The organism is Thioalkalivibrio paradoxus ARh 1, from assembly GCF_000227685.2.
Taxonomy (GTDB): Bacteria; Pseudomonadota; Gammaproteobacteria; order Ectothiorhodospirales; family Ectothiorhodospiraceae; genus Thioalkalivibrio; species Thioalkalivibrio paradoxus.
Genome location: NZ_CP007029.1, coordinates 2,312,190 through 2,327,741 on the forward strand (window position 1 = coordinate 2,312,190; position 15,552 = coordinate 2,327,741).

Here is a 15,552-nt window from a genome sequence, read left to right on the forward strand (position 1 = left end):
CCCACGCGGTCCCGCGGCCACGTGCCCAGCCCGTACCCCACGTCAGCCGGCATCCTCCTGCCCGAGCCGTTGCCGGATCGCGTCGGCCTGTTCCTTTTGCTGCTGCGTTGCGGCAGGCATGACCTCGTCGAGCAGCGCAAGCGCGCCTTCGCGGTCTCCCAGATCGGCGAACGCTTCCGCCAGGCTGAGCTTCATTCCCACCTCGGAAGTATCGCTGGCTACACCGGCCGCCACCTCCGTGTCTGCAGGGGCCGCGGTATCCGCATCCTGACTTCCGCCTTCGGCGCCTTCCAGTGGCGGCAAATCCAGCGCAGGGATCCCCTCTCCTTCGCTCTCCCCATGCGGCTTGTCCACCTGCCGGGCCGATGAATCATCGTCCAGTCCCTCGACGTCGAAACGGAGCAGATGGTCTTCGTCCTCGTCGCGGCGCGCATCCTGTCCGGCTTCGACCTGCGTTTCCGGCTCCGGAGCCAACTCCTCGGGCGCATCGAAATCGAGGCTGCCGGGATCCGGCACCGCCTTCTCAGGCGCATCCTGCGCACCGGTGTGCACGGAACTGTCACCCGCCTCCGGCTCGTCGGGCTCGGTCGCAAACTCCTGGGGCTCCTGGGGCTGCTCGCCCAAGAACCGGGCCTCGACGGCCGCGACCTGCGCGCGTGCCGCATCGTCGTCCGGTCCAAGCCGTGCTCGCACATCCGCAGCGGCCTGGCGCACCGCGTCGGTGTCGTTGTTCGCGGCATGGGCATCGAGCAGGCGCATCCGGTACTCAAGCGTATCCGTCCCGCCGTCGATCGCCTTGTTCAACGCGGTGATCGCCTGGTCGTTCATGCCATAAGCAAGATAAAGATCGACATCGGCCAATACGTCGTCTTCACCCTCGTTTACGTCGATCTCGCCGGACGGGACGCCACCCAGTGTGGCCTGGTCGTTAACCGCTGACGGTGCGTCCGCCGGTGCCCGTGCAGCCGCAGTGCCAGCCGCAGTGCCAGCCGCTGCGCCTGCCAGCGCCGCCCCGGCGACCGAACCGGTGCGTGTCTCACCCGGCTGCTGCGGAGCCCGTTCGGGCGCCGCCGGAGCTTCGGCCGCCCGGGCCGCCTCGCGTATGCCAGGACTCCCGGCATCACCCTCAGGCTGCCGGAGCCGCACCGGTCGGAACAAAGCCACCAACAGCAACATGAACAGCAGCAGCATCGTGGCGGCCATCATCAACAGCAGCGGGTCGGCGAGGATCCGATCCCGAAACGCCATGTCCCCAACCGACTGACCGGCGCCCGGGAATCCGGCCCCGGCCGATTGCTGCAGCTCGCGCATCCGGCTCTCGAGTTGGGCCAGCTCGTTGCTGACCAGGGTGAGCAACTGGTCGCGTTCGGCCAGCTCCGTGCGCAGCGCGACGAGTTCCTCGCGCAACTCGCTCATCGCGGCCTGTTGGGACAGCAATGCCTCTTCGACCACCTGTGAACTCGCCGCCCCGATCGGCGCCCCGGGGCCGCCCAGGATCTCGAGGCGATCCTCCATCGCGATTTCCAACCCGTCGATGGTATCGACCGGCGGTTCCTCAGTGGGAAGCGCGTCAGCAGGGGGGGCTTCGGGTTCCGGTTCTTCCGATGGGGGAACCGGATCGGGCGTCGGAGGCACTTCTTCCGGCGCAGGGGTCACCGGCTCTGGTGCTGCCGGAGGCGGACTGGCAGGGACAGGCTCGGGACGCGGCGCCGTTCGTTCGCGCCAGGCCTGAGTCTGGCGCCGCACCTCTGCGCGGGCAGCATCGCTGCTGCGGGCGGCTACATCTTCCTGCGCCGGAATCCTGAGTTCCACATCCGCGCGGAGCTGATTGATATTGCCGCCGACGAACGCCTGCGGATTCGCCTCCAGAATCGCAAGCATCGCTTGTTCCGAGGTCACACCTACATAACCCTGCTGACGGACGATGGTCAGCAACGTGTCGCCCCGCCGGACCCGATAGGTGGTCGCGCGCGCCGGTTCCGCCGGGACCGTCTCGGCCGGTCGGGTGACCACCGGCGGCGCACTGCGCTCTGGTTCAAAGGCAACGGGCGGATCCAGCAGCAGCGTGAACTCGCGCAGTATCCGCCCGCCGCCCCAGCGCGCCTCGAGCAGAACGCCGAGGTACGGCTCACGCACCGGCCTCTGCGTCGTGAGCCGAATCAGCCGACTGCTGCCAGTGCCTTCGACCCGGATCTCCAGGTCCGGCGGAAGCGCGCCCCGGGCCAGGCCCGCACGACGATAATCCTGTTCCGGAGCGAGGCGGAACTCGACGTTGTCGAGCGCCGCACCCTCTGCCCTGACCTGCGCCTGGAGCGGCTGGTTCAGGAAAGAACGAACGTCAATGTCTCCCAGGCTGACGTTCGCCATGGCTGAACCGGCCAGCAGCCACAGCGTCAGGGCAATGATGATTCTGCGCACGCGTATTCCTCCCTCGCCACAATCCAGCACCTTCAGGCGGGATCGAAGGGCTTGTTCTCCTGCGCCCGGCCCCCAGCCTCCCTGCCCACAGAGTAGCAGACGGCGACGAGCCCGTTTCGCGTCAAAGGTATTCGCGGACCAGCAACTCGGCAATCTGGATGGTATTCAGCGCCGCGCCCTTGCGTACATTGTCCGACACGACCCACAGGTCGAGACCACGGGGATGCGAGATGTCCTCGCGAATCCGCCCCACGAAAACGCCGTCCCGCCCGCTGCTCTCGGTGACCGCGGTCGGATAGCCGCCAGGACCGCGGCTATCCAGCACCTCGACGCCCGGCGCCTGCTCAAGCAGAGCACGGGCCGTCTCGGCGCTGATCTTCTCGCGCGTTTCGATATGCACGGCCTCGGAGTGCCCGTAGAACACGGGTACGCGCACGGTGGTCGGGTTCACCATGATCGAATCGTCCTCGAAGATCTTGCGCGTTTCCCAGACCATCTTCATTTCTTCCTTGGTGTAGCCGTTATCCATGAATGCGTCGATGTGCGGGAGGACATTGAACGCGATCTGCTTCGGATACACGCTGCATTCCACCGGCTTGCCGTTGAGCAGTGCCGCGGTCTGCTGGGCCAACTCGTCGATGGCGTCCTTGCCGGTGCCGGACACCGCCTGATAAGTGGCGACGTTGATCCGTTCGATGCCCACAGCGTCGTAAATCGGCTTCAGGGCCACCAGCATCTGGATGGTCGAACAGTTCGGATTGGCGATGATGCCGCGATTCCTGTAGCTCGCGACTGCCGCCGGATTCACCTCGGGCACGATCAGCGGAATGTCGTCGTCGTAGCGGAACTGCGAGGTGTTGTCGATCACCACGCAGCCCGCGGCCGCCGCCTTGGGCGCGTACACCGCAGACACCGATGCCCCCGGAGAGAACAGCCCGATCTGTACCTTCGAGAAGTCGAAGGTGGCCAGATCCTCGACCACGAGTTCGCGGTTGCCGAACGCAACCGTCTTGCCCGCCGAACGCTCGCTGGCCAGCGCATGGACGGTGCCGACCGGAAACGCACGCTCGGCCAAAATCGCCAGCATCGTCTCGCCCACCGCACCGGTCGCGCCGACGACTGCTACATCAAACTTCTTTTCACTCATGGCATTGCCATCCCAAGTTCAACCGTTATCTCCGTTCAGGGCCGCGACCAGCGCGTCGCCCATTGCCGCCGTGCCAACCAGTGTACAGCCTTCCGAGACGATGTCTGCGGTCCGCAGCCCCTGGTCCAGCACCCGCCCGACGGCCGTCTCGATCCGGGCCGCCGCGGCCGCATGGCCAAGACTGTGGCGCAGCATCATCGCCACCGACAGGACGGTTGCGATCGGATTCGCCTGGTCCTGGCCCGCGATGTCCGGAGCCGAGCCGTGAATCGGCTCGTACAGCCCCGCGCGCTCGGCATTCAGCGACGCCGACGGCAGCATGCCGATGGAACCGGTCAGCATCGCCGCCTCGTCGGAAAGAATGTCGCCAAAGATGTTGCCGGTGACGATCACATCGAACTGCTTCGGCGCACGCACCAGCTGCATCGCGGCATTGTCGACGTACATGTGCGAGAGCTCGACGCTCGGGTAGTCGCGACCGACCCGGATCACCACCTCGCGCCAGAGCTCGGAGACCTCCAGCACGTTGGCCTTGTCCACCGAGCACAGCCGGCGTCCCCGCTTCATCGCGGCGTCGAATGCCACGCGGGCAATGCGCTCGATCTCGGATTCGCTGTAGACGGCCGTATTGAATCCCACGCGCTCGCCGTCGCGTTCCTCGACGCCCCGCGGCTGCCCGAAATAGATGTCCCCGGTCAATTCACGGACGATCAGCAGGTCGAGGCCCGCGACCACTTCCGGACGCAGCGTCGACGCCGACGCCAATTGCGGATACAGGATCGCAGGCCGCAGGTTCGCGAACAGGTTCAGATCGGAACGGATGCCGAGCAGGCCGCGTTCCGGGCGCAGAGGGCGATCCAACGCCTCGTACTGCGGGCCGCCGACCGCGCCCAAAAGGATTGCGTCCGCCTCGCGCGCCATCGCGCGCGTCGCCTCGGGATAGGGATCTCCCGCGGCGTCGTAGCCGGCTCCACCGATCAGTCCTTCGTCGATCTCGAAATCCAGACCCTCGAGTTCGGCGACCCGATCCAACACCTTCAGGGCCTCGTTCACGATCTCCGGACCGATCCCGTCGCCCGGCAACACCAGAATTCTCTGCACCCTGCGCGCTCCTAACGTTCCACTGGTTGTATTGCTTGTGGTTGTATTGCTTGAAAACGATTGCCGATGCATGGCGGCGGGTTTGTGCGTTGCCCCAACCTGCGGGGGCGTGTCGGCGCAGTACGCAGATCAGCCGCGCACGCCCACGCGAAGCGACCGGCGAGGCCTGGCACGGCCGTCATTCTACGCGCTTTCCGCATCCGTCCGTCGCGGCGTATGGACCTCAGCCGGGCATCAGCCACGGCGCCTCCTCGCGCCGGCGGGCCTCATACGCGCGAATCTCGTCGGCATGCTGCAGCGTCAACGCAATGTCGTCCAGACCTTCGAGCAGCCGATGGCGACGGTTCTCGTCGATTTCGAAGTGGAACACCGGCCCGTCCGGGACCCGGACCTGCTGCGTCTGCAGGTCCACCTCGAGCTGCAGCCCGGGTTCGGATTGCACCCGCCGAAACAGTTCGTCGACCTCCTCTTCACGTAAAACAACGGGAAGCAGGCCATTCTTGAAGCTGTTATTGAAAAAAATGTCCGCGAACGATGGTGCGATGACCGCACGGAACCCGAAGTCGGCCAAGGCCCAGACCGCATGTTCCCGCGACGAACCACAGCCGAAATTCTCGCGCGCCAGCAGGATCGATGCGCGATCGAACGGAACCCGGTTCAACACGAACTCCGGGTTCGGCCGGCGCTGCGCAGGGTCGGAATCGGGCTCGCCGGGATCCAGGTAGCGCCAGTCATCGAACGCGTTCGGTCCGAAGCCGGTGCGCTTGATCGACTTCAGATACTGCTTCGGGATGATCGCGTCGGTATCGACATTGGCGCGGTCGAGCGGCGCCGCGATGCCTCGGTGCACGGTGAATGCCTGCATGGTTCAGTCCTCCAGTCGTGCAGGATCGACGAAATGCCCGGCAACCGCGGCCGCGGCCGCCAGCGCCGGGCTGACCAGATGCGTGCGCCCCCCCTGCCCCTGCCGGCCCTCGAAATTTCGGTTCGAGGTGGAGGCGCAGCGCTCTCCCGGTTCCAGACGGTCCGCGTTCATCGCCAGGCACATCGAACAGCCCGGTTCGCGCCATTCGAAACCCGCGTCCAGGAACACCCGGTCCAGCCCCTCGGCCTCCGCCTGCTGCTTGACCAGCCCCGACCCCGGCACCACCATCGCAAGCTGGACACTGTCCGCCTTGCGCCGGCCGCGGACCACCGCCGCCGCCTCGCGCAGATCCTCGATCCGGGAATTGGTGCAGGAACCGATGAACACCTTGTCGGGACGGATCCCGTCGATCGGGGTCCCCGGCTCCAGCCCCATGTACCGCAACGCCTTGCGCATGCCCTCGGCACGCACCGGATCCTTTTCCAGCGCCGGGTCGGGGACGCGTCCGGACACCGGCACGACCATCTCCGGAGACGTGCCCCAGCTGACCTGGGGCTCGATCGTCGCGGCGTCCAACACCACCACCCGGTCGAACCGGGCGTCCGGGTCACTGACCAGCTCGCGCCAGGACAAGGCCGCCCGTTCGAACAGCTCGCCCGCAGGGGCCTGCGGGCGACCACGCACGTATTCGATGGTCTTTTCGTCGACCGCGACCATCCCGGCGCGGGCGCCGGCCTCGATGGCCATGTTGCACACGGTCATGCGCCCCTCGACCGACAGGCTGCGGATCGCCGCCCCACCGAACTCGATCGCATAGCCGGTGCCCCCGGCGGTTCCGATCGTTCCGATGATCGCCAGCACCACGTCCTTCGCGGTAACCCCCGGCCGCAGTTCGCCGTCCACGCGAACCAGCATGCTGCGGGACTTCTTCTGCCACAGGCACTGGGTCGCCAGCACGTGCTCGACCTCGGAGGTCCCGATGCCAAAGGCCAGCGCTCCCAGCGCACCATGGGTGGAGGTATGGGAATCGCCGCAGACCACGGTCATCCCCGGCAGCGTCGCGCCCTGTTCCGGCCCGATCACGTGCACGATTCCCTGGCGCAGATCGCGCATCGGGAAAAACTTCAACCCGAACTCGCCGACGTTGCGTTCCAGCGTCTCGACCTGCGTCCGGGAAACCGGATCGGCGATGCCGGCCTCCCGGTGCTCGGTCGGGACGTTGTGATCCGGCACGGCCAGCACCGAATCCGAACGCCAGGGCTTGCGCCCGGCCAGCCGGAGACCCTCGAAGGCCTGCGGCGACGTGACCTCGTGCACCAGATGGCGGTCGATGTACAGCAGCGCGGTGCCGTCCTCTTCCTCATGGACGACATGCGCCTGCCACAGTTTGTCGTACAGCGTCTGACCGGACATGCTTCCTCCAGCGAGCATGAAACGATGAATGATACCGCGCGCCGCAACGGTTGCGCCGCCGCGCAGCCCCGCAAGCCCTTCCCGCGCTCGGCGGGAGACGGCTTGGGGAGCGAGACGGGGCCCGCGATCCGTTGCCGAATCGGCGGTCGCGGGCGGACCTGACGGCTGTCAGGTCGCGACGGCGAGCTTCGGCTCCGTTGCGGCGGCCTCGACCCCCGCACGCGACAGCGCGGTCAGCACCGCCTGCACCGCGGCTCCGGCACTGTCCTCCGCGATTGCCGCACCGGTCGCACGCGTCCCGTCGACGCTCAGCGCAACCGCGGCCAGCGCCCGCGCACCGGTGCTGTGCTCCAGCGCGTGTTCGTCGAACTCGACCACCTCGACCGCCACACCGTACCGCCGCTCCAGCGCCGATACCAGCGCCGAAACGACGCCATCGCCGCGCGCGGTCAGGCGTTGCACCACGCCGTCGACCGCCAGTTGCACGTCGATCTCGACCTGCGCACCTTGGCGGTTCAGCCGGTACCCGCTCAAACGCCAGGCTTCCGGGGTGGCCAGGTACAGCCGGTCGAACAGCGAGTGCACCGTGCGCGAGTTCACCTCGGCCCCGCTCGCCTCCGCCGCCGCCTGCACCGCGCGCGCGAACTCCACCGCCAGCCAGCGCGGCAAGGTGATGCCGTGATCGCGCTCCAGCACGTGGGTCACACCGCCCTTGCCGGACTGACTGTTGATCCGCACCACCGCTTCGTAATGCCGGCCCAGATCGCGCGGGTCGATCGGCAGGTACGGCACCTGCCAGGGACCACCGCGACGCTGCTGGTGGACCATGCCCTTGCGGATCGCATCCTGGTGACTGCCCGAGAACGCGGTGTAGACGAGTTCCCCGGCCCAGGGATGCCGCGGGTGCACGGGCAACCCGGTGCACTCGCGGTACACCGCCTCGATCCGTTCCATCTCCGACAAGTCGATTTTCGGATCAATGCCTTGCGAGTACAAGTTCATAGCGACTGTGATCAGGTCCATGTTCCCGGTACGCTCGCCGTTGCCGAACAATGTCCCTTCCAGCCGGTCCGCCCCCGCCAGCAGCCCCAGCTCGGCCGCCGCGACCCCGGTGCCGCGGTCGTTGTGCGTATGCAGCGACAGCACGAAGTGCTCGCGCATCGCGACGCGATCGCAGAACCACTCGACCTGGTCGGCGAACACGTTGGGCGTGGTGATCTCGACCGTCGCCGGCAGGTTGATGATCACCTGCTGGCCCTGATCGGGCCGCCAGATCGCGTTCACCGCGTCGACCACTTCGACCGCGTAGTCGGGCTCGGTGGCCGAGTAGCTCTCGGGCGAGTACTGGAAGGTCCAGTCGGTGCCGGGATACTCGGCCGCGATATCGCGCACCCAGCGCGCGCCGTTCTCCGCGATCCGGCGCACGCCGTCGCGGTCCAGCCCGAACACCTGCTCGCGCTGCGCCGGGTTGGTCGAGTTGTACACATGCACGATCGCACGCGGCACGCCCGCCAGGGCCTCGAAGGTGCGCCGGATCAGGTCCTCGCGCGCCTGCGTCAGCACCTGGATCGTCACATGATCGGGAATCCGGCCTTCCTCGATCAGGCGCCGGGTGAAGTCGAAATCCGGCTGCGACGCCGACGGGAAACCCACCTCGATCTCGGTCACACCGATCCCGACCAGCAAATCGAAGAATTGCAGCTTCTGCTCGACCGACATCGGGCGCTCGAGCGCCTGGTTGCCGTCGCGCAGGTCGACGCTGGCGAATACCGGAGCGCGCTCGATGCGCCGGTCCGGCCAGCGCCGGTCGGGCTTCGCGATCACCGGTGCGGGGGCATACTTGCGATGGTCGAATCTCGGATGGTTCATTTCGGCTCCTCGTCGAACTGTCAGCGGCTGCGGCACGCTCCGGGGGCTGGCAAGCGCCCACAGCGGTGGAATGCCATCGAGCACCATGATATTCGAATGGACGCGCAATGAATCGCCTATTTGAACCCGATTCTCCGCTTTTGGGCCATACTATTTCTCATATGTGCCTAGATGTGACATTTCATGCCCACAGAGAACCAGAACACCCGACTCCATCCCCTCGACCGCACCGACCGCCGTATCCTCGAGGTGCTGCAGCACGACGCCGGGCTATCCAACCAGGATCTCGCCGAGAAGGTCGGCCTCAGCCCTTCCCCCTGCCTGCGGCGGGTTCGGGCGCTGGAGCAGGCCGGGATCATCATCGGCCGGGTGGCGCTGCTGGATCGCAAGCGCCTCGGGCTCGAGCTCACCGCACTGATCCAGATCGGCATGGACCGCCACACCCCCGAGCGTTTCGCGACCTTCGAGGACGCGGTCTCCAGCTACCCAGAAGTGCAGCACTGCTACCTGATCACGGGCCAGGCCGCCGACTACCTGTTGCAGGTGGTCGTTCCCGACATGGATGCCTACCAGGATTTCCTATTGCGCCGGATCACCCGGCTCGAGGGAGTCAGCAGCGTGCACACGAGCTTCGTGCTCCGGCGCGTGATCGACCGCACCGCCCTGCCCCTCGGCTACCTCCCGAAATGAGGCCGGAGCACGGGCACCAGACCCCGTGCGCCGGTCCGGCCCACGGGGTCGACTTGCATCAAAGGTAGCCAGAGCGGCGGGGCGAAAACGCCTCCACCGCGCTGGCGAGAAACCCGGCGATGGCCGGGGATCAGGTCACTCCATTGAGGGCTTCCACACCTGCCAGACCCTGCCGACCAGGTCGGGGCCGGGCTTGAGGGTGGGTTTGCCGGGCTCCCAGCCCGCGGGCATCGCTTCCTTACCGCCCGATGCCCTTACGGCCTGATACGCCTGAACCTGGCGCACCGTTTCCGCGAGCTTGCGGCCGACGGGAGGCGTCAGCACCTCCATCGCCTGGATCACGCCGTCGGGATCGATGATGAAGCGACCCCGCAGTTCGATGCCCTGGGTCTCGTCCCACACGCCGTAGGCGCGTCCGACATGCCCTGCCTGGTCCGAGGCCATGTGGAAAGGTATGCCGCCTTCCACCATCTTGCTCAGTTCGACCTCGTTCCAGATCTTGTGGACGAAGTGGCTGTCCACGCTGACCGCAATGACTTCCACACCCAGTTCCTGCAATGTCTGATATTGTGCGGCGACCGCCGACACCTCAGTGGCTCAGACAAACGTGAAATCGCCGGGGTAGAAGCAAAGCAGAACCCACTTGCCGGAGAAATCGGACAGCTTCGCATTGGTGAAGCTTCCGCGGTAAAACGCCGGCGCGGTGAAATCGGGGGCTTTCTCGCCCACGCGGACACTCATTCTGACATCCTCCTTTGGTGTACTGGATTCGGTGGGTGGGGGGCGTTCCGATGCCGGGGCTTCATCCACGGCGCCGGACACCCGTGCACACCCTACGGGTTGCTCTTCCATACTGCCTCCCAGACGGATTGGTCCTGACAGCAGAGGCATACCCGACCGTGCAGATGAGTGCCTGCCAAAACCGGATACCGCCCGCCCGACATGTGCCGGCCCGGACCCGAGAGCGGGAAGCGCACTCGGCCTCAAGGCGAGTATGGTCGGCGGGGCGCGGGGCTGCAACCAACCGGAGAGGTGCGTTACGCGCGGTCGACGTGGGTCTGCAGCCAGAACTCGAGCAGCGCCAGATGCCAGAGTTTGGAGCCCTGGATGCGCGTGAAGTACTGGTCGGGCGCGTCGAGCAGGCGCTGCACGTATTCGGGCCGGTAGATGCCGCGTTCGCGCGCCGCCTGCGACCCCAGGATATCGCGCATGAACTCCAGGAAATCGCCGCGCACGTACTTCAGCGCGGGCACCGGGAAATAGCCCTTCGGTCGGTCGAGCACCGCGTCCGGCAGCCGCCCGCGGGCAATCTGCTTCAGCACCTTCTTGCCGCCGTCGCCGAGCTTCAGGTGCGGCGGCATCGCCGCCGCGGTCTCGACCAGCTCGTGGTCCAGGAACGGCACCCGGGCCTCGAGCCCGAAGGCCATCGTCATGTTGTCGACCCGCTTCACCGGGTCGTCGACGATCAGCGTGGTCACGTCGAGCGCAAGCACCGCGTCGATGAAGCTGTCGGCCCGGTCGGTCTCGAGCATCGCCAACTCCGCCCGCAGCCACTCGCCGGCCAGATCGTTCGGCGGCGGCGCGGCGAGCAGCTCGCGCATCTCCGGGTCGTCGCGGTCGAAATAGTGCTTGCGGAAGCGCTCGGCCCAGTCGCCGGAGCGTTCCTCAGCCATCTTCGGGTACCAGAAATAGCCGCCGAACACCTCGTCGGCGCCCTGCCCCGACTGCACGACCTTCACATGCTGCGAGACCTGCTCGGCGAGCAGGTAGAACGCGACCGCGTCCTGCCCGAACATCGGCTCGGCCATCGCCGCAACCGCCTCGGGCAGGCGGCGGAGCACTTCGCTGTTCGGAATCAGTGTGCGCTGGTGGTCGGTCGCGTAGCGCTCGGCGACCGGGTCCGAAAACTCGAACTCCGAGCCCTTTTCCTCCGGCTGGTCCTCGAACCCCACGGTGAAGGTGCGCAGGTCCTGCGCGCCCTCCTCGACCGCGAGCGCGACCAGCAGGCTCGAGTCCAGCCCGCCGGAAAGCAGCACGCCGACCGGCACGTCGGCCACTTCCAGCCGCCGCCGGACCGCCCGACGCAGCCCGGCCTCGATGCGCTCGCGCCATTCGTCGTCGTCGATCGCCTGTTCCGGACGCCGCGCACAGAGCTGCCAGTAGCGTTCCAGGTGTTCGTGGCCGTCGGCCTCGATCAGCAGGTAATGGCCCGGCTGCAGCTTGCGGATCCCGCGCAGCACGGTGCGTGGCGCCGGCACCACCGCGTGCAACGAGAACAGCAGATGCAATGCCTCGGGATCCAGCGCGGGATCGACACCGCCGCTGTCCAGCAGGGCCTGCGTGTTCGACGCGAACCGGATCCCGTGCCCCGAACGCGCCAGGTACAACGGCTTGATGCCCATGCGGTCCCGGGCAAGCAGGATCTTCTGGGTCCTGGAGTCGAACAGCGCGAACGCGAACATGCCGTGCAGCCGGGCCACGACCCCCTCGCCCCACTCGGCATAGCCCTTGAGGATGACCTCGGTGTCGCCGCTGGAGAAAAAGCGGTGCCCGCGCCGCTCGAGCTCCGCGCGCAGAGTCCGGAAATTGTAGATCGCGCCGTTGAACACCAGCGCCAGCCCGGTTTCCGGATCGAACATCGGCTGGTGCGCGCGTTGCGACAGATCGAGGATCGACAGCCTCCGGTGCCCCAGCGCCGCCCGGCCGGAAGCCCAGACGCCATCCGCGTCAGGTCCGCGCCGCGCCAACGCGGGCAGCATCCGCGCCACCGCATCGACGTCCGCACGCCGGTCACCCCAGACGAATTCCCCCGCAATTCCGCACATGACCCGCTCCGCTGCCGTTTCCCAGAGTGTACCGAACTCGCAACGGCAGGGCTGTCCCGCCCGGCGGGACCGCCCGAGCGCATCGGGGGATTACAGTTCGGGCCGGGATCCGCAACGCGCCAGCGACCACCAGTCGGGCAGTGCCTCGGACTCGGGAGAGCGTTCCTCGAACACCGAGCACAGCGTCGCGCCCAGACTGCGCGTGGCGGCGCCCGCCCGATCACGATCCGCGAACACCAGCGAGAACGGCATTACGCGGGTCGATCCGGCCTCCAGCGCGACCGCCGCCAGACTGCCCCGGTCCAGTGCCTGCCGAACCAGGCACTCGGGCAGCCAGGCGAACGCAAGCCCGGCCTGCACGATCTGCAGCGCGGTGCTCATATGGCCCACCGTCCAGCGCTGCGGGGCCTCCGGCTCGTCCCGGTCGCCGTCGCCGGTGTCCCCGGAAGCCCGCACCACCACTTCGCGCGACGACCGGAGATCCCGCAGCGCGAACCGGCCACCCGCCTGCCCCAGGGGATGCGCCGGATGCGCAACGCAGATCAACCGGATCTGACCCAGCGGTTCACCCAGAAAGCCAGCCGGAACCTCGGGCCCCAACCACAGATCCACGCGGCCCGAACGCAAGAGTTCGGCGCCGCCATCGAGAACGGTTTCATGGACCTGCACACGGATGCCCGGGAACTCGGTCGCAAACCGCTGCAACGCATCGATCACCGCTGGCTGCGGCACGATCTGGTCGACTGCAAGCGCGATCTCCGACTCGATCCCCGCTGCCAGCGACAACGCCAGATTTTCCATGTCCCGGGCGTCGTTCAGCAAATGCCCCGCGCGGCGCAGCAACGCCTCGCCCGCCTCGGTCAGCTCGGCCTTGCGCCCGCGGACCTCGAGCAGCGCGACCCCGAGCTGAGTCTGCAACTTCTGGACTGCGTGGTTGATGCTCGACGGACTCTTGTGCACACGTTCTGCAGCCTTCGCGAAGCCGCCGGCCTCGACCACTGCCTTGAGCATGCGCCACTGCTCGAGAGTCACCTTTGGCATACCTGCGATCTCCGCTCACTTGCACTCCCTGGCGGGCAAGCGACCAGGGACAGACCCCGCGCGCCGGCACATCCGGACGCGCGCTTCTGTATTTCAGTAATCGCTAATATTATAGCAAGGTCAATCATGGGGCTACCCGAGTCCATGCCCGCGATCATGCGCCCTTCTGACAAAACGCCGGGGGGGGTCGGCCGACTCCGGGTTCCAGCGCCCCGCTACGGGAGCGTCAGAATGAGCTGCCCTTCCCGCTGCGCGAAATCCAGGTGCTTCAGCACACTCATTCCCAGCAGGACCTGGTCACTGGTCATTCCCGGATTGATATGCCCCGACACGTTGCGCAGCACGAACGGCCCCAGCGCGACTTCCGGGATGAGCGTGTGGCGGATATCGACCGGCCCGTTCGCGGTCAGCGCCCGGCCACGGCGGCCGGGTTGCAACCCCAGATCATCGGCCAGGTGCTCGGGCACCGACACCTGCGTGGCCCCCGTGTCCAGCAGGAATGTCACGGGTCCGCCATTGATCGTGCCCGGAGCCAGATACTGTCCGACGTGGTTGCGACGCAGCACCAGTTCCGTGCTGCCACCTTCGGCGATGGCCAGGTTCCGATTGGGAAACTCCCTGCGCTCCAGGTAATCGTCGAACGCCCACCAGAGCAGCGCCAACACCACGATCCAGCCCAGCGTGATCAGAGTCAGGCGCAGCGGCCCAGGGCGCCGGGCGCTGTTCACGCGCCCGGGCAGGCCGGGCTGCACACCCACCGGCGCCGGATCCACGGCGTCGAACCCCGCTTGCTGCACCCGAACCCAGGCATCGTGATCCCGGCGCCGCTGCGGATCCGACAACACCTGATAGGCTTCGTCGATCAGTTGCCGGATGCGCTCCGCCTGCTGCGGCTGGTCCGGGTGGTGGTCCGGGTGCCACTTCCGCCTCAGCGAGATCCACGCCGCCTGAATCACTTCCGGACTGGCGTTTTCCTTGACCTGCAGGTTGTCGTAGTGGGTTCGAAAGCGTCTCACGGGCTTCCCTCTGGCGTTCGCCGCCGAGCGCAGCGCGGCGGACTTCCGTACGCGTTCAGACACCACCGCCGGGGCGAAGTGCCGGACCCCGGCACCGGCGAAAACGCCTCAACGCCGTTGGGCGAGGTACTCGCGCAGATCCGCTGCCAGCGCATCCCGGGCCGGACGCGCCTGCTCGAAGATGTCCTCGAATCGGTGGAAATCGAGCACGCGCACGTCTTGAATATCCGGCCGCACCAGGAAATCGGGGGGTGAACTGCGCAGTTTCTCGCCCAGGATCGCCGACTGCATGATCTGAAACGTATTGAATATGCTATCCAGCGACGACGGCACCTCGGAGCCGTCCGGGGTCCGCGTCCCCAGCACATCGACCGCAATCACCAGGTCGCAGTCGTCCAGCAGATCGTAGGGCAGCGGGTTGGTCAATCCGCCGTCGACCAACAGCGTGTCCTGGTGGTTCACGGGCTTGAACAGGCCGGGCATGGCCATGCTGGCCCGCACCGCCGGCCACAACGGCCCCGACTCCAGCACAACCATCTCCCGGGCCCAGAAGTCCGTCGCCACCACCTGTAGCGGAATCTCCAGCTCCTCGAACGCGGCCACGCCCGCGGTCTCCGCAAGGAACTCGGTGAAGGCCTCCGCCTTTACCAGCCCCCCGCGCTCGAACCCGGGTTCGACGAACCGCAGCCAGCGTGTCAGCTCCCGATCCAGCAGGGCCTGGAACCAGCTTTCGTCTTGCGACACGGTCACGCGGTCGAGTGCATCGTGGATGTCCTGCGCCGACAACCCGGCTGCGTACAGCGAACCCATCACCGCGCCGATGCTCGAGCCGGCAATCCGGTGCGGCCGCAGCTCGAGCATGTCCAGAACCTCGAACACCAGAATATGGGCCAGCCCGCGGGCACCGCCGCTGCCGAGCGCCAAACCGATCCGCGGTTCCGGGGACGCCCCCCGCGCCGTCACCCAAGGGGCGATTGCCGCCCCGAGCATCAGCGCCAGCGCCTTGCGGCGACCGCGGGAAAAGCCGTACTGCATCATGGCATCGCCCTCCTCGAAGCTTGCGCGCATCCGGATCACCGAGCGGCCGCGGCAGGGCAGACTCTCCTGCGGCACCCTGCGGACGGCCGGCCCGTGGACTCCTGCGACCGTGGAATCGGGGGCCTGGAT

At 67.1% G+C, this 15,552-nt stretch carries 12 protein-coding genes; 1 reads left to right on the forward strand and 11 read right to left on the reverse strand.

Annotated features, from left to right (window positions below; genetic code table 11):
- Window positions 1–42: 42 nt before the first annotated feature.
- The 6 genes from THITH_RS10435 to THITH_RS10460 all read right to left on the reverse strand — a co-directional run bounded on the left by THITH_RS10435 (window position 43) and on the right by THITH_RS10460 (window position 8,813).
- Window positions 43–2,418, reverse strand: coding sequence for a FimV/HubP family polar landmark protein (locus tag THITH_RS10435; protein ID WP_006748155.1), 2,376 nt, complete (start codon window positions 2,416–2,418; stop codon window positions 43–45).
- Between the two features lie 121 nt (window positions 2,419–2,539).
- Window positions 2,540–3,565, reverse strand: coding sequence for an aspartate-semialdehyde dehydrogenase (locus tag THITH_RS10440; protein WP_006748154.1), 1,026 nt, complete (start codon window positions 3,563–3,565; stop codon window positions 2,540–2,542).
- An 18-nt stretch (window positions 3,566–3,583) separates the two neighbouring features.
- Window positions 3,584–4,666 carry a 3-isopropylmalate dehydrogenase gene (leuB, locus tag THITH_RS10445; protein ID WP_006748153.1) on the reverse strand — a complete coding sequence of 361 codons (1,083 nt, stop codon included), beginning with the start codon at window positions 4,664–4,666 and terminating at the stop codon, window positions 3,584–3,586.
- A gap of 223 nt (window positions 4,667–4,889) precedes the next feature.
- Window positions 4,890–5,531: a 3-isopropylmalate dehydratase small subunit gene (leuD, locus tag THITH_RS10450; protein ID WP_006748152.1), complete on the reverse strand. Its 642-nt coding sequence runs from the start codon at window positions 5,529–5,531 to the stop codon at window positions 4,890–4,892.
- A gap of 3 nt (window positions 5,532–5,534) precedes the next feature.
- Window positions 5,535–6,944 carry a 3-isopropylmalate dehydratase large subunit gene (gene leuC, locus THITH_RS10455; protein ID WP_006748151.1) on the reverse strand — a complete coding sequence of 470 codons (1,410 nt, stop codon included), beginning with the start codon at window positions 6,942–6,944 and terminating at the stop codon, window positions 5,535–5,537.
- 168 nt (window positions 6,945–7,112) lie between these two features.
- Window positions 7,113–8,813, reverse strand: a complete 1,701-nt coding sequence (locus tag THITH_RS10460; protein ID WP_006748150.1) for a 2-isopropylmalate synthase — start codon at window positions 8,811–8,813, stop codon at window positions 7,113–7,115.
- A 183-nt stretch (window positions 8,814–8,996) separates the two neighbouring features.
- Between THITH_RS10460 and THITH_RS10465 the strand changes: the two genes are divergently transcribed.
- Window positions 8,997–9,503 carry an Lrp/AsnC family transcriptional regulator gene (locus THITH_RS10465; RefSeq protein ID WP_006748149.1) on the forward strand — a complete coding sequence of 169 codons (507 nt, stop codon included), beginning with the start codon at window positions 8,997–8,999 and terminating at the stop codon, window positions 9,501–9,503.
- A gap of 135 nt (window positions 9,504–9,638) precedes the next feature.
- Here THITH_RS10465 and prxU read toward each other — a convergent pair whose 3' ends face one another.
- The 5 genes from prxU to THITH_RS10495 all read right to left on the reverse strand — a co-directional run bounded on the left by prxU (window position 9,639) and on the right by THITH_RS10495 (window position 15,453).
- Window positions 9,639–10,355, reverse strand: coding sequence for a thioredoxin-dependent peroxiredoxin (gene prxU, locus THITH_RS18785; RefSeq protein WP_084222656.1), 717 nt, complete (start codon window positions 10,353–10,355; stop codon window positions 9,639–9,641).
- A gap of 185 nt (window positions 10,356–10,540) precedes the next feature.
- A complete protein-coding gene (locus THITH_RS10480; RefSeq protein ID WP_006748146.1) occupies window positions 10,541–12,328 on the reverse strand; it encodes an N-acetylglutaminylglutamine amidotransferase in 1,788 nt (595 codons plus the stop codon).
- 90 nt (window positions 12,329–12,418) lie between these two features.
- On the reverse strand, window positions 12,419–13,369 hold the full coding sequence (locus tag THITH_RS10485) for a LysR family transcriptional regulator (protein ID WP_006748145.1): 951 nt from the start codon (window positions 13,367–13,369) through the stop codon (window positions 12,419–12,421).
- Window positions 13,370–13,584: 215 nt separating this feature from the next.
- Window positions 13,585–14,385 carry a TIGR02281 family clan AA aspartic protease gene (locus tag THITH_RS10490; protein ID WP_006748144.1) on the reverse strand — a complete coding sequence of 267 codons (801 nt, stop codon included), beginning with the start codon at window positions 14,383–14,385 and terminating at the stop codon, window positions 13,585–13,587.
- A gap of 108 nt (window positions 14,386–14,493) precedes the next feature.
- Window positions 14,494–15,453 (reverse strand): patatin-like phospholipase family protein, encoded by a 960-nt coding sequence (locus THITH_RS10495; RefSeq protein WP_025367482.1) that lies wholly within the window; start codon window positions 15,451–15,453, stop codon window positions 14,494–14,496.
- Between the last annotated feature and the right edge of the window lie 99 nt (window positions 15,454–15,552).

Coding starts and splice junctions, on each gene's coding strand:
- THITH_RS10440 (WP_006748154.1), bottom strand. CDS start 3,565: ATGAGTGAAAAGAAGTTTGATGTAGCAGTCGTCGGCGCGACCGGTGCG.
- leuD (WP_006748152.1), bottom strand. CDS start 5,531: ATGCAGGCATTCACCGTGCACCGAGGCATCGCGGCGCCGCTCGACCGC.
- leuC (WP_006748151.1), bottom strand. CDS start 6,944: ATGTCCGGTCAGACGCTGTACGACAAACTGTGGCAGGCGCATGTCGTC.
- THITH_RS10460 (WP_006748150.1), bottom strand. CDS start 8,813: ATGAACCATCCGAGATTCGACCATCGCAAGTATGCCCCCGCACCGGTG.
- THITH_RS10465 (WP_006748149.1), top strand. CDS start 8,997: ATGCCCACAGAGAACCAGAACACCCGACTCCATCCCCTCGACCGCACC.
- THITH_RS10480 (WP_006748146.1), bottom strand. CDS start 12,328: ATGTGCGGAATTGCGGGGGAATTCGTCTGGGGTGACCGGCGTGCGGAC.
- THITH_RS10485 (WP_006748145.1), bottom strand. CDS start 13,369: ATGCCAAAGGTGACTCTCGAGCAGTGGCGCATGCTCAAGGCAGTGGTC.
- THITH_RS10495 (WP_025367482.1), bottom strand. CDS start 15,453: ATGCGCGCAAGCTTCGAGGAGGGCGATGCCATGATGCAGTACGGCTTT.